At 65.3% G+C, this 22,695-nt stretch carries 22 protein-coding genes and 1 riboswitch; of the genes, 12 read left to right on the top strand and 10 right to left on the bottom strand.

What is annotated here, in order from left to right; all coding sequences use genetic code 11:
- The first annotated feature begins 2 nt into the window (after window positions 1–2).
- From R2669_RS13770 to R2669_RS13790, 5 genes are all read left to right on the top strand, one after another.
- Window positions 3–308, top strand: a complete 306-nt coding sequence (locus R2669_RS13770) for a hypothetical protein (protein ID WP_147215003.1) — start codon at window positions 3–5, stop codon at window positions 306–308.
- Window positions 309–485: 177 nt separating this feature from the next.
- Window positions 486–1,394: a MurR/RpiR family transcriptional regulator gene (locus R2669_RS13775; RefSeq protein WP_316900637.1), complete on the top strand. Its 909-nt coding sequence runs from the start codon at window positions 486–488 to the stop codon at window positions 1,392–1,394.
- Window positions 1,395–1,419: 25 nt separating this feature from the next.
- Window positions 1,420–2,775 (top strand): aspartate aminotransferase family protein, encoded by a 1,356-nt coding sequence (locus R2669_RS13780; RefSeq protein WP_316900639.1) that lies wholly within the window; start codon window positions 1,420–1,422, stop codon window positions 2,773–2,775.
- Entirely contained in the window at window positions 2,772–3,605 is an 834-nt protein-coding gene (locus R2669_RS13785; RefSeq protein ID WP_316900640.1) for a beta-keto acid cleavage family enzyme, read from the top strand. Before R2669_RS13780 ends, R2669_RS13785 begins: the two co-directional genes overlap by 4 nt.
- Before the next feature lie 83 nt (window positions 3,606–3,688).
- Complete coding sequence (locus R2669_RS13790; RefSeq protein ID WP_316900643.1) at window positions 3,689–4,594, top strand: glutamate/aspartate ABC transporter substrate-binding protein; 906 nt, start codon at window positions 3,689–3,691, stop codon at window positions 4,592–4,594.
- Window positions 4,595–4,624: 30 nt separating this feature from the next.
- On the opposite strand, the gene R2669_RS13795 is transcribed toward R2669_RS13790, so the two are convergent.
- The 4 genes from R2669_RS13795 to R2669_RS13810 form a co-directional block, all read right to left on the bottom strand.
- The gene (locus R2669_RS13795; RefSeq protein ID WP_027678703.1) at window positions 4,625–5,911 is read right to left on the bottom strand and encodes a multifunctional CCA addition/repair protein; all 1,287 of its coding nucleotides are present in this window, start codon (window positions 5,909–5,911) and stop codon (window positions 4,625–4,627) included.
- On the bottom strand, window positions 5,908–6,609 hold the full coding sequence (locus R2669_RS13800; RefSeq protein WP_316889005.1) for a glutathione S-transferase family protein: 702 nt from the start codon (window positions 6,607–6,609) through the stop codon (window positions 5,908–5,910). Before R2669_RS13800 ends, R2669_RS13795 begins: the two co-directional genes overlap by 4 nt.
- A 225-nt stretch (window positions 6,610–6,834) precedes the next feature.
- Window positions 6,835–7,839 carry a complex I NDUFA9 subunit family protein gene (locus R2669_RS13805; protein ID WP_316900644.1) on the bottom strand — a complete coding sequence of 335 codons (1,005 nt, stop codon included), beginning with the start codon at window positions 7,837–7,839 and terminating at the stop codon, window positions 6,835–6,837.
- A 182-nt stretch (window positions 7,840–8,021) separates the two neighbouring features.
- Window positions 8,022–9,974, bottom strand: a complete 1,953-nt coding sequence (locus R2669_RS13810; protein ID WP_316900645.1) for a lytic transglycosylase domain-containing protein — start codon at window positions 9,972–9,974, stop codon at window positions 8,022–8,024.
- A gap of 43 nt (window positions 9,975–10,017) precedes the next feature.
- Here R2669_RS13810 and R2669_RS13815 point away from each other — a divergent pair, with 43 nt between their 5' ends.
- Both R2669_RS13815 and R2669_RS13820 read left to right on the top strand, forming a co-directional pair.
- Window positions 10,018–10,623 (top strand): 5-formyltetrahydrofolate cyclo-ligase, encoded by a 606-nt coding sequence (locus R2669_RS13815; RefSeq protein ID WP_316900647.1) that lies wholly within the window; start codon window positions 10,018–10,020, stop codon window positions 10,621–10,623.
- Window positions 10,624–10,640: 17 nt separating this feature from the next.
- The gene (locus R2669_RS13820) at window positions 10,641–11,255 is read left to right on the top strand and encodes a pyridoxamine 5'-phosphate oxidase family protein (RefSeq protein WP_316900649.1); all 615 of its coding nucleotides are present in this window, start codon (window positions 10,641–10,643) and stop codon (window positions 11,253–11,255) included.
- Between the two features lie 4 nt (window positions 11,256–11,259).
- Here R2669_RS13820 and R2669_RS13825 read toward each other — a convergent pair whose 3' ends face one another.
- From R2669_RS13825 to R2669_RS13845, 5 genes are all read right to left on the bottom strand, one after another.
- Window positions 11,260–11,718, bottom strand: a complete 459-nt coding sequence (locus R2669_RS13825; RefSeq protein WP_316900651.1) for a TfoX/Sxy family protein — start codon at window positions 11,716–11,718, stop codon at window positions 11,260–11,262.
- 29 nt (window positions 11,719–11,747) lie between these two features.
- Window positions 11,748–12,578 (bottom strand): methylenetetrahydrofolate reductase [NAD(P)H], encoded by an 831-nt coding sequence (metF, locus tag R2669_RS13830; protein ID WP_015856052.1) that lies wholly within the window; start codon window positions 12,576–12,578, stop codon window positions 11,748–11,750.
- A gap of 10 nt (window positions 12,579–12,588) precedes the next feature.
- A complete protein-coding gene (locus tag R2669_RS13835) occupies window positions 12,589–12,933 on the bottom strand; it encodes a phage holin family protein (RefSeq protein WP_004628357.1) in 345 nt (114 codons plus the stop codon).
- Window positions 12,934–12,988: 55 nt separating this feature from the next.
- Entirely contained in the window at window positions 12,989–14,413 is a 1,425-nt protein-coding gene (ahcY, locus tag R2669_RS13840) for an adenosylhomocysteinase (RefSeq protein ID WP_316900653.1), read from the bottom strand.
- 108 nt (window positions 14,414–14,521) lie between these two features.
- Window positions 14,522–14,596: riboswitch (S-adenosyl-L-homocysteine riboswitch) on the bottom strand.
- Window positions 14,597–14,638: 42 nt separating this feature from the next.
- Window positions 14,639–15,388: an AAA family ATPase gene (locus tag R2669_RS13845; protein ID WP_316900867.1), complete on the bottom strand. Its 750-nt coding sequence runs from the start codon at window positions 15,386–15,388 to the stop codon at window positions 14,639–14,641.
- Window positions 15,389–15,623: 235 nt separating this feature from the next.
- Here R2669_RS13845 and R2669_RS13850 point away from each other — a divergent pair, with 235 nt between their 5' ends.
- From R2669_RS13850 to R2669_RS13870, 5 genes are all read left to right on the top strand, one after another.
- Window positions 15,624–17,084 carry an alkaline phosphatase gene (locus tag R2669_RS13850; protein ID WP_147214986.1) on the top strand — a complete coding sequence of 487 codons (1,461 nt, stop codon included), beginning with the start codon at window positions 15,624–15,626 and terminating at the stop codon, window positions 17,082–17,084.
- A 17-nt stretch (window positions 17,085–17,101) separates the two neighbouring features.
- Window positions 17,102–18,496, top strand: a complete 1,395-nt coding sequence (locus R2669_RS13855) for an alkaline phosphatase (protein WP_147214984.1) — start codon at window positions 17,102–17,104, stop codon at window positions 18,494–18,496.
- A 75-nt stretch (window positions 18,497–18,571) separates the two neighbouring features.
- Window positions 18,572–19,267: a hypothetical protein gene (locus tag R2669_RS13860; protein ID WP_316900655.1), complete on the top strand. Its 696-nt coding sequence runs from the start codon at window positions 18,572–18,574 to the stop codon at window positions 19,265–19,267.
- A 526-nt stretch (window positions 19,268–19,793) separates the two neighbouring features.
- Window positions 19,794–20,705, top strand: a complete 912-nt coding sequence (gene thiD / locus R2669_RS13865) for a bifunctional hydroxymethylpyrimidine kinase/phosphomethylpyrimidine kinase (RefSeq protein WP_147214981.1) — start codon at window positions 19,794–19,796, stop codon at window positions 20,703–20,705.
- Window positions 20,706–20,717: 12 nt separating this feature from the next.
- Window positions 20,718–21,077 carry a DUF4369 domain-containing protein gene (locus R2669_RS13870; protein ID WP_147214979.1) on the top strand — a complete coding sequence of 120 codons (360 nt, stop codon included), beginning with the start codon at window positions 20,718–20,720 and terminating at the stop codon, window positions 21,075–21,077.
- Window positions 21,078–21,095: 18 nt separating this feature from the next.
- On the opposite strand, the gene R2669_RS13875 is transcribed toward R2669_RS13870, so the two are convergent.
- Entirely contained in the window at window positions 21,096–22,694 is a 1,599-nt protein-coding gene (locus R2669_RS13875; RefSeq protein WP_316900658.1) for a hypothetical protein, read from the bottom strand.
- Window position 22,695: the final 1 nt, after the last annotated feature.

The raw sequence follows: 22,695 nt of genomic DNA on the forward strand, positions 1-22,695 counted from the left end.
CCATGGCACTCGTTGGCACCGGTCACCACCACTTCCATTTCCACGCTTTCGACGGCATCAGCCGCAAGACGCGGTTGACGTGGTTGCGCAATGCCGCCGCGCTGACGTGTTTGATGGCCCTGGTCGCGGCGATGTGGGTAGGCGGCAATCTGTCGGCCCTGACGCACACGCCACTCATGAGCGGGGTTTCGTCGGTAGGTGCGGTGATGATTCTGGCCTGCACGTGCATGGCGCTGAGCTTGCTGGGGCTGATTGGCGCCGGCTTCTTCCAACTTCGCATGGAACAGCTCGACGCGCCGGCAACCTGAGACGCACGCATCACACACAGGACGGAGGCTTAGGCCTCCGTTTTTATTTGCCGAGACGGCCGCATTCCTGGGATGCGGCCGTTTTTGCGTTCGCCCAACGACTGAGGTCAATCTGATCTTGACTCATTTGTTTCAATTACGTAGTTTACGAAACAGTTGAATCACCTCGGCCACCTCATGACGTTCGATGGGCTCATGCAAACGCTGCGCGACCGCGCCGGCGATCTGTCTCCGCAACTGCAGCGCGCCGCCATGTTGCTGGAGACGCACCAGCACGACATCGCCCTGCTCTCGATGCGGGATCTTGCGCGCCGCTGCGACCTGCCGCCGGCCACGTTTTCGCGCCTGGCACGCGCGCTGGGCTTTGACGACTTTGCGGCGCTGCGCGACATCTGCGTGAACCACCTACGCCAGCAAGCCGATGGCTTTACCGGCCGGGCCAACGCGCTGCAAGGCGACGATGCAGCGGGCGCGTCCGAAGCCGAGCGCATCGGCCTGGCAATCGGCGCGCATGTGCAGTCGGCGTTTTCGCCAGCCAACCTCGCCGCGCTGGAGACCGTAGCCAGCGCCCTCTGCAAGGCGCGTCGTGTCTTCCTGCTGGGCGCACGCAGTTGCCTGGCGCTGACGCATGCATTCGGCTATGCCGCGCAGCTGTTCGACGACAAGGTCACGCTGTGCGCCGGCAGCGGCAACACGTTGGCCGATCCGCTGCGCTTTTGCGGTGAGGGCGACATCGTCGTGGCCGTCACGTTCGATCCGTACACGCGCGAGGTCATTGAAGCGATGCAGTACGCGCATGCGCGCGGAGCGCGCCTCGTGTACGTGACCGACAGCGCCATCGCCCCCGGCGCTGAACTGGCGTGGCAACACCTCGTCGCGCCCGTCGCCATTCCTTCGTTCTTCCATTCGCTGGCAGCGCCGATGGCGCTGCTCGATGCGCTGCTGATGACGTGGTTCCGCCACGCCGGGCCCACCGCACTCGCCCACCTGGCCGACAGCGACGCCCAGCTCAAGCAACAAGCCGCCTACGTGCGCAGCGCCCGCCGCAGTGAAGCGGCTGTCGCCGTGCCGCCCACCCAACGTTGATCGCACCAACAGCCGGAGACCGCTCATGACACCGTCCACCACCTCCGTCTTCCACCGCGACCCGCGCAAGACGCTGCCCACGGCTGTCGGCGGCGAGGGCATGACCCTCATCGACTCCGACGGCAAGCGTTACCTCGACGCCTGCGGCGGCGCCGCCGTCTCGTGCCTCGGCCACGGCCACCCGCGCGTGGTCGACGCCATCTGCAAGCAGGTGCGCGCGCTAGCCTATGCGCACACATCGTTCTTCACGACCGACGTGGCGGAAGAACTCGCCGCGCGCCTCGCCGCTGCGGCGCCGGGTGATCTGGACCACGTGTATTTCGTCTCGGGCGGTTCGGAAGCGATTGAAGCGGCGCTCAAGCTGGCGCGCCAATACTTCGTTGAAATCGGTCAGCCACAGCGCCGGTACTTCATCGCGCGACGTCAGAGCTATCACGGCAACACGCTGGGCGCGCTGGCGATTGGCGGTAACGCATGGCGCCGCGAGCCGTTCCTGCCGCTGCTGGTGCCGGCTCACCATGTTTCGCCGTGCTATGCGTATCGCGAGCGCCTGGATGGCGAGAGCGACGCGCAATACGTGCAGCGCCTGGCCGACGAGCTGGACGCGAAGATCGTTGAACTCGGCGCAGAAAATGTCGCGGCCTTCGTCGCCGAAACCGTGGTGGGCGCCACGGCCGGCGCAGTGCCGCCGGTGGGCGATTACTTCCGCAAGATGCGGGCCGTGTGCGATCGCCACGGCGTGCTGCTGCTGCTCGATGAGGTGATGTCCGGCATGGGGCGTACCGGCTACCTGTTCGCCTGCGAGGAAGATGGCGTGGTGCCGGACATGGTCGCCATTGCCAAGGGCCTGGGCGGCGGGTATCAGCCGATCGGCGCAACGCTGGTGAATCGCCGCATTGTCGACGCGATCACGAACGGCAGCGGCTTCTTCCAGCATGGCCACACCTACATTGGCCACGCCACGGCGTGCGCGGCAGCGCTGGAAGTGCAGAAGGTCATCGAAGAAGACAACCTACTTGCCAACGTGCAGGCACGCGGCGAGCAACTGCGTGCGGCGCTGCGTGCACGCTTTGCCGACCACGCACACGTGGGCGACGTTCGCGGGCGTGGGCTGTTCGTCGGCGTGGAACTGGTGGCCGATCGCGCCACCAAGGCGCCGCTGTCGCCTGCCTGCAAGACGCACGCACGCGTGAAGGCCGAAGCAATGCAGCGCGGCCTGATGGTCTATCCGATGGGCGGCACGATTGACGGCCAGCGCGGCGACCACATCCTGCTCGCACCGCCGTTCATCGCCACCGCGCAGGACATTGATGCCATCGTCGAACGCCTGGGCGATGCGGTTGACGCCGCCACCGCCAAGGCAATGGAGGCCGCGTGGTGACCCAGCCCATCGCTATCGCCGTTGCGCCCAACGGTGCGCGCAAAACGCACGTCGACCACCCTGCGTTGCCGATCACGCCCGACGAGCTGGCCACCTGCGCGCGCCAATGCGTGGACGCCGGCGCCGCGATGCTGCATCTGCATGTGCGCCGCCCCGATGGCACGCACAGCCTGGAGCCCGACCACTACCGCCCGGCCATCGCCGCCGTGCAACGCGCCGTGGGCGATGCGTTGGTGATTCAGATCACCACGGAGGCCGTCGGCATCTACACGCCCGAACAGCAGATGGCATCGGTGCGCGCGCTGCAGCCGGAAGCGATTTCCGCCGCGCTGCGCGAGCTGGCGCCCGATGCCGCGCACGAGGCGGAAGCCGCGCGCTTCTTTGGTGAGCTGGCCGCGGCGCGCACGGCCATCCAGTACATCCTGTATTCCACCGACGACGTGGTGCGCTACCGCGACCTGCGCACACGCGGCGTGTTGCCCGATACGCCGCACTGGGTGCTGTTCGTGCTCGGCCGCTACAGCGCGGGTCAGCGCTCCGACCCCACCGACCTGCTGCCGTTCCTGCAGGCGTGGGCGGAGGGCGGCGACATCACCGCCAACGTGCCCTGGGCGATGTGCGCATTCGGCCCGCGTGAAGCCGAATGCGCGCTCACCGCAGCGCTGCTCGGCGGCCATGCGCGCCTGGGATTCGAAAACAACATGGCCCTGCCCGACGGCAGTACAGCGCCCGACAATGCAGCGCTCGTCACCAACCTGCGACGGCATCTCGACGCGCTGCACCGGCCATTGGCCAGCGCCGCCGATCTGCGTAGCTGGTTCGGCCGTTAAGACGTTCCGCATTCACCGCCACGAAGCCAAAGCACAGACGGCCGCAACACAACAGGCCGCGCACCACAACCATTGGAGGAAATATGCGTTTGACCACCCGCTGTATCCGGATCATCCCGCTTGCGCTGACGAGCCTGCTCGCGATCGGCGCGCAGGCACAGGCCCTCGACGGCACGCTCAAGAAGATCCAGGACAGCAACACGATCCTGATCGGCGTGCGCGAGTCGTCGATTCCGTTTTCTTACCGCGACAGCAAGAACGAGATCGTCGGTTTCTCGGCCGATCTCTGCTCCCGCGTGATCGACGCCATCAAGAAGAAGACGGGCAAACCCAACCTGGACATCAAGCAGATTCCGGTGACGTCGCAGAACCGGACGTCTCTGGTGCAGAACGGCTCGGTCGATCTGGAGTGCGGCGTCACCACGCACCTGAAGTCGCGCGAGCAGCAGACGGCGTTTTCGACGACCTTTTTCATCGCCGGCACGCGCCTGCTGACCAACGTGAAATCCGGCGTGAAGGATTTCCCCGACCTGGCGGGCAAGTCGGTCATCACCAACGCGGGCACCACGTCGGAACGCATCCTGCGCAAGATGAACGACGAGAAAAAGATGAACATGAACGTGATCAGCGGGAAGGATTACGGTGAATCGTTCCTCACGCTGCAGAGCGGCCGCGTGGCGGCATTCATGATGGATGACGTGCTGCTGGCCGGCGCACGCACGCTGGCGCAGAAGCCCGACGACTGGGTCGTGACCGGCACGCCGCAGTCGTTCGAAGCGTACGGCTTCATGCTGCGCAAGGACGATCCCCAGTTCAAGAAGCTGGTGGACGACACCATGACCGGCGTGATGAAGAGCGGCGAGATCAAGACGCTCTACGCGAAGTGGTTCGAAAAGCCGGTGCCGCCCAAGAACCTGAACTTCAACTTCCCGATGAACGATCAGTTGAAGGCGCTGTACGCCAATCCGAACGACACGCCGTTCGAGTAAAGGGCCGCACAGCCGGCGCTGGGTAGCAACCTAGACGCCGGCCTGCGCAACGGCCTCGATGCGCGCCTGATGCACGGCCTGCTTGATGTGCGCCGGGTTGTCGGCGTAGCGTTTGGCGACGGCGCCGGCATCGATGGACGACGCAGCCGCCAGCGCGCGCAGCAGGCGTTCCGTCTGCGGATAGCTGCGGTCTTCAAACCCGAGCCGGCCACGTGCGTCGGCCTCGCACGCCTGCAGGGCCTGACGGAAACGGTCCGGCTTGCGCAGCGCATCGCAACGCTCGAGCAGGCGCACCAGCGCTGCGGCATCGAAGCCGTCGCAGCGATGGATGTTGCCGTGCTCGCGCGCCACCACCAGCGCCAGCTCGCGGCACTCTGTCGGCACGCGCAGACGCTGGCACACCGCTTCGATCAGCGGCAGGCTGCGCTCTTCGTGGCCGATGTGGCGGGGCAGGATGTCGTCGGGCGTGGTGCCCTTGCCGAGGTCGTGCACCAGGGCGGCAAAGCGTACCGGCAGCGACGTCGCCATCGCTGCCGCGGTTTCGATCACCATCATGGTGTGCACCCCGGTATCGACTTCGGGGTGGTAGTCGGCGCGCTGCGGCACGCCCCACAGCCGGTCGAGTTCGGGTAGCAGGCGCACCAGCGCCCCGCAGTCGCGCAGCACGGCAAACATGCGCTGCGGATGGGCTTCCATCAGGCCGCGCGCAATCTCCTGCCACACGCGCTCGGGCACCAGCGCATCGACTTCGCCGTCCTGCACCATGCGCTGCATCAGCGCGTTGGTTTCGGGCGCGACATGAAAGTCGGCAAAGCGCGCAGCAAACCGCGCCAGCCGCAGGATGCGCACCGGATCTTCCATGAACGCATCGGACACATGCCGAAACGTGCGTGACGCCAGATCGGCCTGCCCCCCGTACGGATCGACCACCGGGCCGACCAGCGCGCCGTCTTCCGCCACGCGCTGCGCCATCGCGTTGATGGTCAGGTCGCGGCGGATGAGGTCGTCTTCGAGCGTGACGTCCGGCGCGTAGTAAACCGAGAAGCCCTTGTAGCCGGCAGCCGTCTTGCGCTCGGTGCGGGCGAGCGCGTATTCGGCATGCGTAGCGGGGTGCAGGAAGACCGGGAAATCCTTGCCGACGGCACGAAAGCCACGCGCCTCCATGGCTTCCGGCGTGGCCCCGACAACAACGTAATCCCGGTCCTGCACCGGCAGCCCGAGCAACGCGTCACGAATGGCGCCGCCCACGGCATACACATCCAGCCCGTGCGTGGCTGGATCGACGATGGCTTCAGTCTGCGCTGCGCGTTCCGTCATTGATTGGCGGCATGGTCGGCAACAACCAGCGTGTCTTCGTCCGGCGCGGTGCGATACGGCTCGTCGTCGGCGAGGAAGTCATGCTCGGCGCGCGCACCGTCGATCCACTCCTGCATGGCGGGCAGGTTGAGGATGTAGTCGGCATAAGCCTTGGCGGCCTCGGGCAGACGCACGCCGTACGTGGCGAAGCGGCTGACGACCGGCGCGTAGAACGCATCGGCCACGGTGAAGTGGCCGAAGAGGAACGGGCCTTCTGCGGCGTACTTCTGACGCAGCTCGGTCCACATGGCGGCAATGCGGTCGATGTCGCGCTGCACGGCCACGTTCCAGCCCATGCCGGGCAGCACAGCCGTCACGTTCATCGGCATGTTGTTGCGCAGGTTGGTGAAGCCGCTGTGCATCTCCGCACAAATCGAGCGGGCGTGTGCGCGGGCCTTCGGATCAGCCGGCCACAGTTGCGCGCGCGGAAAGCGCTCGGCCAGCGTCTCGCAGATGGCGAGCGAATCCCACACGTTCATGTCGCCGTCAACCAGCACGGGCACGCGACCGGCCGGCGAATGACGTGCCACGTCGGCGGCAAAGGTCTCGCTCAGCAGACGCACGCGAATCTCTTCGAACGGAATGCCGGCCTGCTTGGCGAGCAGCCACGGGCGTAGCGACCACGACGAATAGTTCTTGTTGCCGATGACCAGTTTCATGATTCCCGTCCTTGGAGAGTGCACAGCAATTATTGTGGGAGTCCGCCGGCATCGCGCGGGAATGCCGGGGCGCTCTGGTGTTGTTGTAGCGGAAACGGCGAGCGGCAGCGCGAGGGCGAACGAACCATTCTAGCCTTGCGCTGCACCGCCACAAAACGAATCCGATTGGCCACGGTTGTGAAGCGGATTCACAAACGCGGCAAATCCTCCGCGTTTCCGTAGCGGCTAGCGATGGACCCGCGTACGTGCGGCACGCAATCCGCGGTCCGGCCCAAAGCCGGCCAGGGCGGGCAGCATCACGGCCTCCATGCCGAGCGGGTGGATGCCGAGTTCCGGCGCGACCGGTTCCATGCTGACGTTGTCCACGCGCATGGAATCGAGGTTGTCCCGCGAGATGGGCGCGCCGGGCAGGTGCTCCAGCAGGGCGGCCTGCATGCGGCCCAGCCCTTCTGGAAGCGGCACGATCCAGCGCGGGTGGCCGCTGGCACGCCCCGCAAAGCGCATCAGCTCCGCCAACGTGTAGATGCGCGGCCCCACCAGCGGATACGCGTGCCGGATCGTCGCCGGCTTTTTGAGCGCGTTGATGAACGCGGCTGCCACGTCATCCACGTACACGGGCTGGAAGCGCGCATCGGCACAGGCCAGCGGCACAAACGGCGCCATGCGCTGCATGCTCGCAAACAGATTCAGGAAGTGGTCCTGCGGACCGAACACCACCGAGGGGCGGAACACCGTCCAGTCAAGCTCGCTGTTCATGACCACGCGTTCGCCATCGCCCTTGCTGCGCAGGTACATCGACGGGCCGGCCGGATCGGCGCCCAATGCGCTCATGTGCAGCAGCCGGTTCACGCCATGGCGTCGGCATGCGGCGACGATGCGGCGGGGCAGGTCGACATGCGCGCGCTGGAAATTCGGCCCGTACGGTATCTCGCGCGCATCCTGCAGCACGCCGACGAGATTGATGACGGCGCAGTGCTCGCCGCCGCGCTCGGTCAGCGCCAGGAACAGCGCGTCGAGGGCATCGTCCGCGTAGATGTCGGCGTCCATCACGTCGACGCGCGGCAGCAGCGTGAGGTTGTGCGCGCGGGACGACTCAGGATCGCGCGTGGGCACGATCATGCGGCCTTCGGGCATGCCCGGCGCGGAAAACGTCTCCGTGACCAGCCGAGACAGCAGTTGCGAGCCGATAAAACCGGTACCGCCAAAGACGAGCAGATTGGAGGGCTGCATGGAGGCATCTCCAAGACGGGTGGGGGGCAACACCACAATACATCCCGAACGGGATTGCCCCCAAGGTATGTCGACACGGCGTGCTGCGTGCGGCACAACTGTGCGCCAGCCAGCGCACGCGCGCATGAAAAACGCCCGCGTTGCGGCGGGCGTCGGGTGACAAAGGAATGACGATCAGGCGCTTACGGAAGATCGTCCGGCGTGACCGATTCCGGCACAACCTTGCCCAGGCGGTCCTTCAACGACTGCGGGCGGCCAGTCAGCAACGCGCTGTAGTACGTCGCGTTCGACAGCACGTTTTTCACATACGTGCGCGTCTCGTTGAACGGGATCGTCTCGGCGAAGATCGCCCCTTCCACCGGCCGCGTGAGCGTCGAACGCCAGCGTTTCGGGCGGCCAGGGCCGGCGTTGTAGCCGGCGGTCGCCAGTGTGACGGAGCTGTCCAGATTCGTCAGGATCATCGACAGGTAGGCCGTCCCCAGCAGCACGTTGGTATCGATGTCGCTCATCTGCGAAACGCGGAACCCCGGCAGGCCGATCTTCTTGGCGATGTGCTTGGCGGTTTCCGGCATCACCTGCATCAGGCCCGAGGCCCCCACCGACGAACGCGCATCCATGATGAAGCGCGATTCCTGGCGGATCAGGCCGTAGGCCCAGGCAATGTCCAAGCCCACGGCATCGGCGTTGCGCTGGACCACATTGAGATACGGCGTCGGGAAGCGCAGCGCGAAGTCGTGCTCGGTCTTGGTCTTGTCCGCGGAGTTGACGGTGCGATCGAGCAAGCCGAGCTTGCGGCCATATTCGGCTGCGGCCAGCAACTCGCGGTCGCTCATGTTGCGCAGCTCCCAGTTCCACTCGCGGTTGCCCTCGAAGCGCAGATTCAGGTCGTACAGTTTCTTGGCACGCGCAAAGCCCGGGTGGTTGCGGCCCATCACGTCGATCTCGGCATCGGTCACGGTCGTGCGCGGCGGCACGGTGATGCGCTGACCGAGTTCTTCCTGCGCCAACTGGCCATAGAAGTTGAACTGGCCGGCAATCGACTGGAACTGCTGGCGGGCTTCGTCGTTGCGATTGTCGGCCTTGAGCGCGCGGCCGTACCAGTACGTCCAGGCCGGGTCCCGATCACGCAGGCTGGGGCGCATTTTCTCAACAGCCTGACGCACCATCTTCCAATCCCCGGCGCGCAGAGCCGCGCGCACGCGCCACTCCTGCGACTCGTCGGAGAGGTAGGCGTCGCCGCCGAGCGTCAACTGGCGACGGTAGGCATCCAGCGCATCGGGCGTCTGCTTCTTGGCGGCGTACTGGCCGATGACGCCCCAGCCTGCGCCTTGCTCTTCGCGCGACAGGCCGCCGCTTTGCGCCAGCAGATACGCCGTCGCCTGCGACGGATCGTTGCGCGCCATGCGCGTCACGTTGGCCAGCGTGTCGTTGTCCACGCGATCGCCGTCCGGCAGCACCGCCGCAATGCGCGACGCCTGCGTGACGAGGTTCTGCTCCAGCGACAGCCGCGCCGCAAAAGCCACGTCCGCACGGGTGAACTGCTTGGACTGCGCCAGATAGCCGATCAGGTCGACACAGCCTTCGCCATAACCTTTGGGATCCGACAGCGTATTGCGTGCATCGGCCGCCACGTTCTGCCCCTTCATCGCACGCGAGAGCAGGGCATAGCACTCGACCTGCGTGTCGTCCTTCAGCACGAAGTTCGGGTACTCGGCATCGAAGGTCGCCCAGTCGCGCTTCTTGCCCAGCACGAGCAGCCAGTCGTTGCGCAGCCGGTCGGCAATCGCCTCGCCCTTGTAGCGTTGCAGGAACGAGCGGATCTCGTCTTCCGGCGCGTCGGTACGCGCATAGCCGCTGGCATCGAACAGCTGCGGCTTGATGCGGAAATACTGCACGTAAGACTGGATCGGGTAATCGGACAGGCTGTCGGCCAACTCCCAGCTGCGCGACACATCGTTGCGGCGCGCCGCGTTGCGCAACTCGACAAACGCATCGTCCGGATTGGCCGGAATGCCTTGCGGCGCCTGGCGCTTTGCAGCCACCGCCAGCGGTGTCGGGCCGACCACGCTCATGCCCACCACACCCGCAAAAGCCAGCGCGACCGCGCGATATACTGCCTTGGCCTTCAATGTCATCTCCTGCCCCATCCAATCACTGTTAGGTCCGCCGAATTATCCCATGTCAGCCTTAGGGAACCCGCACGATCCGGCCAATCCCACCACGCCAATCGAATCGCGCCGCACGCTGCGCACCATGTTGCTCGATGCACGCGCCGTGCTGCCGGATCGCATTGCCCACGATGCTGCACTGGCACATCACCTGGCCGGGTTGCTGAACACACTGCCCGTCAAACGCCTGGCTGCTTACTGGCCAACGCAGGGAGAGTTCGATGCGTTGACCGTGCTGGGCCACTGGTTGGCGGCCGACGCCGCGCGCCATGCACTGCTGCCTGTAGTGACTGACAAATTCTCGCCCCTGCAGTTTCGGCGTTGGACGCCCGATTGTGAAATGACGCCCGGCGCGTACAACATTCCCATCCCCCGCTCGGGTGAGATGGAAACGCCCGATGCCTTGCTGATCCCGTGCGTGGGCTTTGACGCGCAGCGCTACCGCATCGGCTACGGCGGCGGCTTCTACGACCGCACGCTCGCTGCGCTGCATGCCGCCGGACACCGTCCGCGCACGATTGGCGTGGCATATGAAGTGAACCGCGTGGAATCCATCGCACCGCAATCGCACGACATCGCGCTCGACTGCATCGTCACCGAGCACGGCGCGTTTTAATCCGCCACAGGAAACCCATGTCCTACACGCTGAAAACCGTTGCCGACCTCGAAGCCGTGTACGGCGCTCCGAACCCGCGTTCGCTGCTCAAGGAGATCGACCACCTGAACGCCGACTACCGCGCGTTGGTGGAGGCTTCGCCGTTCATCGTGCTGTCGTCGGTAGGCGCTGGCGGCACCGATGCCTCGCCGAAGGGCGATGCGCCGGGCTTCGTCCGCATCCTCAACGAACGCTTGCTGGCGATTCCTGACCGGCCCGGCAACAACCGCATCGACAACCTGCGCAACATCGTCGAAGACGGTCGCGTGTCGGTGCTCTTCATCGTGCCGGGCGTGGGTGAAACCTTGCGCGTGAACGGCACGGCGACCATCTCGGCCGATCCGGAATTGCTCGCGTCATTTGCGGTGCAGGAGAAGCTGCCGCGCAGTGTGATCCTCGTGCAGGTGCAGACGGTGTACTTCCATTGCTCGAAGGCGCTGGTGCGCTCAAAGCTGTGGGAGCGCGGCGCGCAGGAAACCAAGCCGGCCGTGCCCACCGCAGGCAAGATCCTGCAACACATCAGCGGTGGTGCATTCGATGGAGACGCCTACGATCGCGAGTTGCCGGAGCGGCTGAAGACCACGCTGTACTGAGCGTTCAGCGCTTGGCTGTCTTTTTTGCGGCGACCGTCTTGGTCGCCGTTGTCTTTGTTGCCTTGGTAGCTTTCGCCGTCTTTGCCGTGGCGCGCTTCGGCTTGGCGGCCTTGGCATTGGCGTCACGCAGCGCGGCTTCAATGGCCAGCCGCGCCCAGTCGCGCAATGGCTGCCCACCGTCGAGCGCCTCTGCCGGCGTGCTCAGGTAGCCCGTCATGCTGATGGTGCGGCCGTTGCGCTCGTAACTGAACGGCGTGCATTTTTCAGCAAGGAAACGTTCGCGCGTGAGGTCGTCCACGCGCAGGTAAGACGTGCCACGCAGCACCAGCGCAAACACGACGTCGTCGTAATACAGCGCCGCACCGCTGAACATGCGGCGGGCGCGGATCTCGCCGATTTGCGCGGCCAGCGGCCGGAGTTCGTCAAGCAACCAGGCGATCAGCGGATCGGGTGCGGCGGCCATGACGATCTCCTTTGCTATGCGCGTTCTCTTTACAGGCCCAGTCGCTGCCAGATCGCCCGCGTGGAGCCGGCGGCGTTCAGCGTGTAGAAGTGCAGGCCCGGCGCGCCGCCTTGCAGCAGGCGGTCGCACATGGCCGTCACCACGTCCAGGCCGAAGGCGCGGATCGATTCACGATCGTCGCCAAAGCCTTCGAGACGCTTGGCGATCCAGCGCGGCACTTCCGCACCGCACATCTCGGAAAACCGCATCAGCTGTGACGAATTCGTGATCGGCATGATGCCCGGCACGATGGGCACGTCCACGCCGAGCTTGCGTGCGTCGTCGACGAACTGGAAATACGCGTCGGCGTTGAAGAAGTATTGCGTGATGGCAGAGTCCGCACCGGCCTTCACCTTGCGGGCGAAGTTCTCCAGATCGTGCCGGGCAGAGCGCGACTGCGGGTGGTATTCCGGATACGCCGCCACTTCAATGTGAAAAGCCTCGCCGGTTTCCTGGCGGATGAACTCGACCAGCTCGTTGGCGAAGCGGAATTCACCGATCTCGCCCATGCCCGACGGCATGTCGCCGCGCAGCGCGACGATGCGGCGGATGCCGTGTTCGCGATACGTATTGAGAATGCCGCGGATGCTCTCGCGCGACGAACCCACGCACGACAGGTGCGGCGCCGCTTCGATGCCTTCGCGCTGGATTTCCACCACGGCGTCGAGCGTGCCTTGTTGCGTGGTGCCGCCCGCGCCGAACGTCACGGAGATGAAGCGCGGCTTGAGCGGCGAGAGTTGCGCGCGCGTGTTGCGCAGCTTCTCGGCGCCTTCCGCCGTTTTGGGCGGGAAGAATTCGAAACTGAATTGACGGTCTTGCATGACAGAAACCTTAAGCCTCGCGCAGCAACAGGCTCGAGAGCAGCCACGAGATCACGCTGTACAGGATGGAGCCCAGCAGCGCGGCGCCAAAGCTGGCCACCTGAAAGCCCGCCAGCAGGTTGCCGACAAACAGGAACAGCAGCGCGTTGATGATGAAGATGAACAGCCCGAGCGTGAGCAGCGTCACCGGCAGGGTGAGGATCACCAGGATCGGGCGGATCAGCGTGTTGACCAGACCCAGCACGAGCGCCGCGATCAGCGCGGAGCCGAAGCCGTTGACGTGGATGCCTTTGAGCAGATAGGCGACAAGAAGCAACGCCAGCGCGTTGATGACCCAGACAGCGAGCAGTCTCATGGAGGAGTCCTCGGTTGGAGAGCCGGCGGCGGGGAATGCCGCCGGCAGGTACGGCTTAGTAGCGGTAGTGGTCAGCCTTGTACGGGCCTTCCTTGCTCACGCCGATGTAGGCGGCTTGCTGGTCCGTCAGCTCGGTCAGTTGCGCATTCAGCTTCTTCAGCTGCAGGCGCGCGACCTTCTCGTCCAGGTGCTTGGGCAGCGTGTAGACGCCCACCGGGTACTTGTTCGAGCCCTTCACCGCTTCGGTCCAGAGTTCGATCTGCGCGATGGTCTGGTTGGCGAACGAGCTGCTCATCACGTACGACGGGTGGCCCGTGGCGCAACCCAGGTTCACCAGGCGGCCCTTGGCCAGGATGATGATCTTCTTGCCGTCGGGGAAGATCACGTGATCGACCTGCGGCTTGATCTCTTCCCACTGGTACTTCTCGACGGACGCGATGTCGATCTCGTTGTCGAAGTGGCCGATGTTGCAGACGATGGCCTGGTCCTTCATCTTGGCCATGTGGTCGTGCGTGATGACGTGGTAGTTGCCCGTGCAGGTCACGAAGATGTCGCCGTGCTCGGCGGCGTAATCCATCGTCACCACGCGGTAGCCTTCCATGGCGGCCTGCAGCGCGCAAATCGGGTCGATCTCGGTCACCCACACTTGCGCCGACAGTGCGCGCAGTGCCTGTGCCGAACCCTTGCCCACGTCGCCGTAGCCAGCCACGACCGCCACCTTGCCGGCGATCATCACGTCGGTCGCGCGCTTGATGCCGTCGACCAGCGATTCACGGCAGCCATACAGGTTGTCAAACTTGCTCTTGGTGACCGAGTCGTTCACGTTGATGGCCGGGAAGCGCAGCTCGCCGCGCTGGGCCATCTGGTACAGGCGATGCACGCCCGTGGTGGTTTCCTCGGTCACGCCCTTGATGGCGTCGAGGTTGCGACTGTAGAACGTGGCGTCCTTGGCCAGCTTTTCCTTGATGGCGGCAAACAGGAAGGTTTCTTCTTCGCTGCCCGGCTTGGCGATCACGGAAGCGTCTTTCTCGGCGCGGGCGCCCAGGTGCAGCAGCAGCGTTGCGTCGCCGCCGTCGTCCAGGATCATGTTCGGCGTGCCGCCGTCATGCCATTCGAAGATGCGGTGGGTGAAGTCCCAGTATTCCTTGAGCGATTCGCCCTTGAAGGCGAACACCGGCGTGCCCGATGCGGCAATCGCGGCGGCCGCGTGGTCCTGCGTCGAGAAGATGTTGCACGAGGCCCAGCGCACGTCGGCGCCCAGTGCCTTGAGCGTCTCGATCAGCACGGCGGTCTGGATGGTCATGTGCAGCGAGCCGGCAATGCGCGCGCCCTTGAGCGGCTGGCTGGCGGCAAATTCCTCGCGGATCGCCATCAGGCCGGGCATTTCGGTCTCGGCAATGGCGATTTCCTTGCGGCCCCAGTCGGCCAGCTTGATGTCGGCGACGAGGTAATCGTGTTTCAGTTCGGTGACAGCGTTCATTGGATCACTCCGGAAAAGATGGGTGACCGCACGCGGGGAGATGACCACTGAGACGGGGCCCATGCTGGGGCCCCGGATAGATGCGTTCTCGCCATCGTGTCAGCCACGATACTGCGAGCGCCGTTTGAACTTCCGAGCCTGGCGGTTGGGCAGTGCCCACCCGTTGCAACGCTCCTCGGAATGGGCTGGATTGTAGCGGATTCGGCCGACCGCCACCACGGCAGTTCATTGCTCCAGCAGCATGTTCAGCATCCGTTGCGGATTGGCCAAAAAATCGCGCGTGACCTGAAAGTGCTCAGTCTCCTCATAGGCGATGCGCCGAATGCCGTCGCCGTCACACTGATAGATCCACGCGTCGGGATAGGCCATCAGGATGGGCGAGTGCGTGGCGATCACGAATTGGCTTTCCGCCTGCACCAGGTCATGCAGGCGGGTGAGCACCGCCAGTTGCCGCTGCGGCGACAGCGCTGCCTCGGGTTCGTCGAGCAGGTAGAGGCCGTTCGGGCCGAAGCGGTTCATCAACAGCGCCAGAAACGATTCGCCGTGCGATTGCGCATGCAGCGACCGACCGCCGTAGGAATCGATCACGCGCCCGCCCAGGCCCGGCTCTTCATCCATCTGCTGGATGTTGGTGGCCACGTTGAAAAAGCTCTCGGCGCGCAGGAAGAATTCGGTGCGCGGCTTGCGAAAACCCCGTGCAATGCGCAGATGCGCGTGCAGCTCGGAATGCGACGCGTGCGTGCTGAAGTTGAAGTTGCGCGAGCCGCCCTCGGCGTTGAAGCCGAGCGCCACGGCAATCGCCTCCATGAGCGTGGACTTTCCCGAGCCGTTTTCCCCCACGAGGAACGTGACCTTGGGATGCAGCTCCAGCGTCTCGAGCGCGCGCACGGCGGGCAGGCTGAACGGATACGTGTCGAAGGCGGCAACGGTGTCGCGCCGCAGCGTGACGTGGCTGACGAACTGGCGGGTGAGCATGGTCGCAGGCAGGCAAGCGGAGGTGCCGGCATCGTAGCGCGGCGGCGCGCCGGATGCGCCTGCCAAGGCGTGGCTCGCCGCTCAGGAGACTGCAAAGCGGTAGCGCGGCTCATGCAGCGGTGTCAATCGGTTGTCACATTCGAACCTTGCGATCCGGTTAGGAAGTGGCGCACCCGCATCACGTACGTGCAACACACGGCCACCAAAGTGCCCGGCATCGTTCAGGGAGCCAACGATGCACAACCATAAACTCACGAAGTACGCCGCCGCCGCGGCCGCTGCACTGGCCATGGCTGCGTGCGGCAGCGACGGCACATCGAGCAATGCCGGCACCGCCGCGCCGGATACCGGTACGCCCGCCACCACCCCGACCAAGAACGTGGTGTTCTTCCTGGGCGACGGCATGGGCCTGACCACCATGACCGCCGCGCGCATCTACAAGGTGGGCGAAGACGGCGAACTGACCATGGACACGCTGCCCGAAACCGGCTTCGTGCGCACGTATTCGAACAACGCGCAGGTGACGGATTCCGCGCCGTCGATGTCGGCCTACATGACCGGCGTGAAGATGAACAACGAGGTCATCTCGATGTCGCCGGACACGATGGCGTATGACGCGGGCGGCAAGGATTACCTCTCGGGCGCCGACAGCACCTGCCCCAGCGGCAACGGCAAGCCCGTCACGACGCTGCTCGAATTGATGAAGGCTGCGGGCTACGGCACGGGCGTGGTCACCACCACGCGCATCACGCACGCCACGCCGGCCGCCACGTATTCGCACATTTGCCATCGCGACGGCGAGAACACCATCGCCGCGCAGCTCACGCCGGCCGGCAAGGGCTTCAACGCCGCGCTGGGCGATGGCGTGGACGTCGTCTTCGGCGGCGGCCGCAAACACTTCCAGCCGACCACCGCAGGCGGCGCGCGCACTGACGGCCGCGACCTGATCGCCGAACTCAAGGCCGGCGGCTACCGCTATGCCAGCAACAAGGCCGAATTCGACACGCTGCAAGCCACCGACGGCAAGGTCGTGGGCCTGTTCACCAGCAGCCACATGTCGTACGACCTGGATCGTGATCCGAGCAAGGAGCCGAGCCTGGGCGAGATGACCAACAAGGCCATCGACGTGCTGGCCGCCAAAAAGAAGGGCTTCTTCCTGATGGTGGAAGGCGGCCGCATCGACCACGCGCTGCACGAGACCACCGCCCGCAAGGCGCTGCAGGACACCGTGGCGTTCGACTCCGCCATCCGGGGCGCAATCGACAAGCTCAACACGATCGACCCGGGCCTGAAGAACACGCTGATCGTCGTGACGGCTGACCACGACCACACGCTGGTGCTCAACGGCTACGCCAAGCGCACGGGCCCGACCAGCGACAGCAACCCCGGCGTGCTGGGCCTGCTGAAGAACTACGTGACGGGCGCCAACGCCACCGACACCGGCGGCAACCCGTTCACGATCATCGGCTTCGGCACGGGCGAGAACCGCCCGGCCACGCGCGGCGCACTGACCGATGCCGCCGTGTACGACAAGAGCTACCACCAGGAAGCCGTGATCCCGGTTGCACCGGGCGGCGAAACGCACGGCGGCACCGATGTCTTCATCGGCGCACGCGGCCTGGGTGCCGAGCGCTTTACCGGCACGATGGACAACACCGAGGTCTTCGGCCTCATCAAGCAGGCCGTGGGTCTGTAAGAGGGAGAGGGCACATCATGAACACGCAATCGAACCGTATCCTGCGCGCCACGCTGCTGGCGCTGGCAGCCGGTGCCTGCGCCCAAGCGCACGCCGCCGGTGAAGCCAAGAACGTGATCTTCTTCCTGGGCGACGGCATGGGCCCGACCACCGTCACCGCCACGCGCATCTACAAGGTGGGCGAGGCCGGCCGCCTGACGATGGAATCGCTCAAGCGCACGGCACGCATCAAGACGTATTCGAACGATGCGCAGACCACCGACAGCGCCCCGTCGATGTCGGCCTACATGACCGGCGTGAAGATGAACAACGAAGTCATCTCCATGTCGCAGGACACGAAGGCCAGCGATGCCACCGGCAAGGGCTACGTGAGCGGTGCAGACAGCACGTGCCCCGCCAACAACGGCACGCCTGCCGTCACGCTGCTGGAGCTGGCCAAGGCCGCCGGCAAGTCGGTGGGCGCGGTGACGACCACGCGCGTGACGCACGCCACGCCGGCCGCCACCTACTCGCACGTCTGCCACCGCGACGGCGAGAACACCATCGCCGCGCAAGGCACGCCGGGCAACACGCTGTACAACGCCGCGCTCAAGGATGGCCTGGACGTGCTGCTCGGCGGCGGCCGCCGTCATTACCTGCCGCAAGGCACGACGGGCAGCAAGCGCACCGACACGACCGACCTGATCGCCCAGTTCCAGGCGGCCAACTACACCTATGTGTCGACCGGCACGCAACTGACGGCCGTCAACCCGGCCACGACGACCAAGCTGCTCGGCCTGTTCAACCTCGACCACATGAACTACGAGCTGGACCGCAAGAAGAACAATGTGGACGAGCCCAGCCTGGCGGACATGACCGAGAAGGCCATCCGCGTGCTGCAGAAAAACGGCAAGGGCTACTTCCTGATGGTGGAAGGCGGCCGCATCGACCACGCGCTGCACGGCACCAACGCCAAGCGCGCACTGGAAGACGCGGGCGCATTCGACGAAGCCATCAAGCGTGCGCTGGGCACGGCGGATCTGTCGAACACGCTGATCGTCGTCACGGCCGACCACGATCACACGATGACGATCAACGGCTACCCGCGCAAGGGCAACCCGATCCTGGGCGTGTCGAACGACATCAAGACCGGCCAGCCGCAATTGGCTGCCGACGGCCTGCCGTACACCACGCTGGTGTTCGGCAACGGCGGCACGACACGCAAGGCCACGCGCGACAACGTGGCCTCGGTCGACACGGCTGCAGACGATTACCTGCAGGAAGTGGGGGTGCAGCTCGGCACGCCTGGTTCGGAAACGCACGGCGGCGGGGATGTGATGCTGTTCTCCTCTGGTCCGGGCAGCACACCGCTGAAGGGCACGCTGGACAACACGAAAGTGTTCGGCGTGGTCAAGACGGCCATGGGCCTCTGATTCCTGCGTTTCCATTGACGCGCATGCCGAGGCAATCGGCATGCGCTTTTTTCGTTTCAGCCTGACCGACTTCGTATGACCCGATCTGCCCGCATTCTGTTTTCGTTCGCCTTCGCCGCCCTCGCTGCTACGGCGCAGGCCGCCGGCCCCGCTTCGTCCAACGCGCTGACCGCCTTGCGCGTCGAACACCAGATGTCGTCGCTCGGCACCGACGGCATCCAGCGCGACGTCCGCTTTGCCGAGCGCGTCTACCGCCAGGGTGACAGCGTCTGGATCGCCCGCGAACTGCCGCCCGCTTCGGCGCACGCCGAGCACGACCACGCCAACGCCCATGCCGGCCACAAGCACGCCGATACCGACACCGCCCCGCGCTGGATCGAACGCGACGCCAAGGGCGCGCTGACCGTGCGCGTGGTCAGCGAATCCCAGCAGAAAAACTACGCCGTGGAACCGGCCGAATATTCCAACATCGGCTTTGATGGCTCGTGGGCGACGGCGTATCACCTGCTCGACCCCGCCGCACTCAAAGGCATGCGCGCCGAAGGCCCGGTACGCAACGGCGTGCAGACCTACCGCTCGACGCAGGGCGAGCGCACCGTCACCGTCGATTGGGACGTGGCCGGCCAATACCCGCGCCGCGTGGAATCGCGCAACGCCACCGGCACGCAACGCAAGCTCACGCGCGTGACAGCGTTGCCGGCGCCCGCCGCCGCACCGTGGGAACGCGCCCAGCGCTACGCCGCCGCCGATTACACCGACCTCATGGACTGACGCGCCGACGTCTGCGGCCCGAGCGCAAGGCACAAAGCCTCGCGCTCCAAGCTCGGACAGCCGATCGCCGGGGTCCAAGGCCCGTGCTCCGCTCTCCGAGCTTCAAATTTTCGACCTCGGACGGCCGCCTTCCACGCTCCAACCCTCACGCGCCAGCCTTGGAGGGTGGCGAACGGCGCTCGGAGCCCCACCCGCGGCTCTCCAAGAGCCAACAAAACGGTGCTTTGACAGCGGTGCGCCGCACTCTGAGCCCCGCCTTCGACCCTCACAGGGTGACGCTCCACGGTTTAGGCCTCGTGATCGAGGGTAAGGGGGTCGCGCTCCACGGTCTGACGCTCGCATTCAGGCCGGAAACGATCGCCGCTCACGGTTTGAGCCTCGCGCCCGAACCAAAAACCGTCGTGCTTCACGGTTTTCGCTTCGCGCTTGGCCCTGAAACAGGCGCCTTCCGGGCTCAGAGGCCGGCGCGTCGATCCGGCCGCGATAGCGCTATAGTGCGAAACACCCCCCAACGCTCGCGCTTGCCATGACGATCACCGACCCGACCCTCGCTGCGTTTGCCGCTCCTGCCTCGCACGTGCCGCGCGTGCTCACCATCGCCGGTTCGGACAGCGGCGGCGGTGCGGGCATCCAGGCTGACCTGAAGACGTTTGCCGCGCTCGGCTGCTACGGCATGTCGGCCATCACGGCCATCACCGCGCAGAACACGCTGGGCGTGACGGCGGTGGAATCGCTCACCCCCGATATCGTTGCCGCGCAGATCGACGCCGTGGCAAGCGACATTGGCGTCGATGCCGCCAAGACCGGCATGCTCGGCACGCCGCAGGCGGTGGAGGCCATTCTCTCCGCGCTGGACCGCCACCCGATCGCCAACCTCGTCGTCGATCCGGTCATGGTCAGCACCAGCGGCGCGCAGCTCGGTAGCGACGCCACGGTGCAGGCGATGGCGAAATGGCTCTTCCCGCGCGCGTTGGTCGTCACGCCGAACCTGCCGGAAGCCAGCGCGCTGCTCGGCCGCGAGGTGCGCACCGCCGAAGACATGCTGCCCGCCGCGCGCGACCTGCTGGCGCTTGGGCCCCGCGCGGTGCTGCTCAAGGGTGGGCACCTGAGCGCCACGTCCAATGCCGGTGAAGACGGCGTGCTGCAAGACGTGCTTGTCACCGCCGATGGCACCGAGCGCGTCTACGCGCATACCTACATCGACACGCCGCACACGCACGGCACCGGCTGCACGCTGTCTGCCGCCATTGCCGCCCACCTGGCGCGCGGCGATGCGCTGGAAGTCGCCATCGAAGCCTCGCTCGATTACCTGCTGCACGCCATCGGTGCCGGCCGCCACCTCGCGCTCGGTCGTGGCGCCGGTCCGTTGAATCACGGTTTCGCGCCGCGCCCGCTCGCCGCACCGCGTTCGCTTGAAGTGGATGTCGAGGAAGACTGATCAGGAGCTGCCATGAAACGCCTGCCGCTCATGCTGGTTCGCTGCCTTCCGGTGGCTGTGCTGTGCGCGCTGCTCGGTGCCTGTAACGGCTACATCAGCCTCGGCTCGCCCATCGGCAGCGCCTTCTCGATTGGCGGTACGTTGTCCGGGCTGCCCGGCGGCCAGTCGATCGTGTTGCTCAACAACGGCCGCGATTCGCTCACGCTGGCCGCCAACGGTCCGTTCGTGTTTGGCGGGCTGGTGCCCTTCGACGACAGCTATGTGGTGACGATCAGCTCGCAGCCCGCATCGGCCAACTGCGTGGTGACGAATGGCAGCGGCACGGTCAATGGCGATGTGAACAATGTGCAGGTGACGTGTCAGGCGCGCTGAACCTGTCTCGTACCGGCTTCATTGGACGTTGGCTTGATTGCCGTCGGTCCGCTCCCCAAACCACGCCCAATACGCCCGGTTCTCGCCTCGTGCGCGCGGCCAGTACGTCACCGGCGGCTTGGGTTGCCAACCCGGCGGCGGGCCAATCAGCACTGCCCAGCTGTCGGTGGAATCGGCCACGCTGGTGACGACGGCACTCTTGCCGCTTTGGTCGGCATACGCCGCCGCAAAGGCGGCATTGACGGCAAAGCTGGCTGCCCGCGCCGGGCCCTCCATGTGCTCAGCCACGCTATACACGTTGGCGATCTGGTCGAGGTCCGGCCACTGCTGGTGAATAGCGGCGCGCAACGGCCGCATCAACGAAGTGACATTGTCGGCATGCTTTGGCACGTCGTAGTAGACGCGTTCGACCGGATGCTGTTCTGAGGCCTGCGCTTGCACGGCTTGCATGAGACCGGTCCACGCGCCGCCGGGATTGGCGGCCTTGTTGCCGATGGCGCCTTGGTGTTGATGCGGAGTGTAGAACGAGGCCAGTGCTGTGTAGCCCCAGTCGGCCCTCGGGTGGCCGAGGATCAGCAGGGCGGTGTTTTCGTTGGTCTGCTCGCCCATCGGATAGTTAGGTGCATCCACGTTCCATACCCACGCCAGCTTGTCAGGGTGTTGCGCCAGGAACTTGAGGGCGTCTTGCAGGTTGTAGAAGCCGACGTTGGTGTCGCCTGCCGACACGGTGACGTTGGGCAACTTGCCTTCGGGGTTGAGCAGCATGCTTTTGGCTTGTGAGTCCCGCGCAATTTCATGAAACACAAGGCGGCGCACCGCGAGCAGTGACAGAGTGCGTTCGCCAATGATCATGGACGGGAGGACGCGGGTACCACGCACAGTTTTCCCCTCCCGGTCTTTGTGCAGCGTGACCCAGTAGTCGCGCATGCGTTCTTCGGCGTGGGCGGCATCGTAGGCAAGGTAGCTTGGCGCCGGAACCCCCATCTCCCGTTGCTCGCGGAGCATGGCATCCAAGCCAGTGTCCTTCGGATTGGCGTTGAAGTACGTGGGGGTGTTCAACCACTCGCGCGGCAGTCCAAAGAATACGTTCGGGTCGAAGTAGTTCGGGCGGCCGGTGCCCCGCTTGAGGGAATAGAAATAATTCGCGTCCTCCAGGTAGTCGTTGAAGGTATTGAGCGGAGCGGTAATCAAATCGCTCAACGCCGTCGCGAATTTGTCACGCTTCACGTGCGGCAAATCCTCCAGCTTCTTGTAGCGGGCGACGCCATTGGTGACTTGCCCCACCGCATCGCCCAGCTTGAAGCGTTTCGCCTGCTGGTCGTCGTCATTGGGCTGAGCGAGCCCTTGCGCCCACAGCAGATTCCATTGAGTGGGGTAGCTTCGGCGCATCAGCGGATTGAGCCATTGCACCCCAAGCAAGACGGCGGCGGGGGTATGCGCCGAATCAGCTTGTTCTTCTTGCGTTTGCATGCGCGGCCAGGCGATGGGTTGGCGGTAGTAGGTTTTGTTAGTGGGCATCTGGACTCCCGATTGACAGGCGGAAAGGAACAGGCAGGCGACTGCGAGCACGTGGGTGGCGGCACGCCGATAAGCGAGGAGATGAAATGAATCGCGCATA

The sequence above is a fragment of the Ralstonia edaphi genome, from assembly GCF_958350185.1.
GTDB classification, from domain to species: Bacteria; Pseudomonadota; Gammaproteobacteria; order Burkholderiales; family Burkholderiaceae; genus Ralstonia; species Ralstonia edaphi.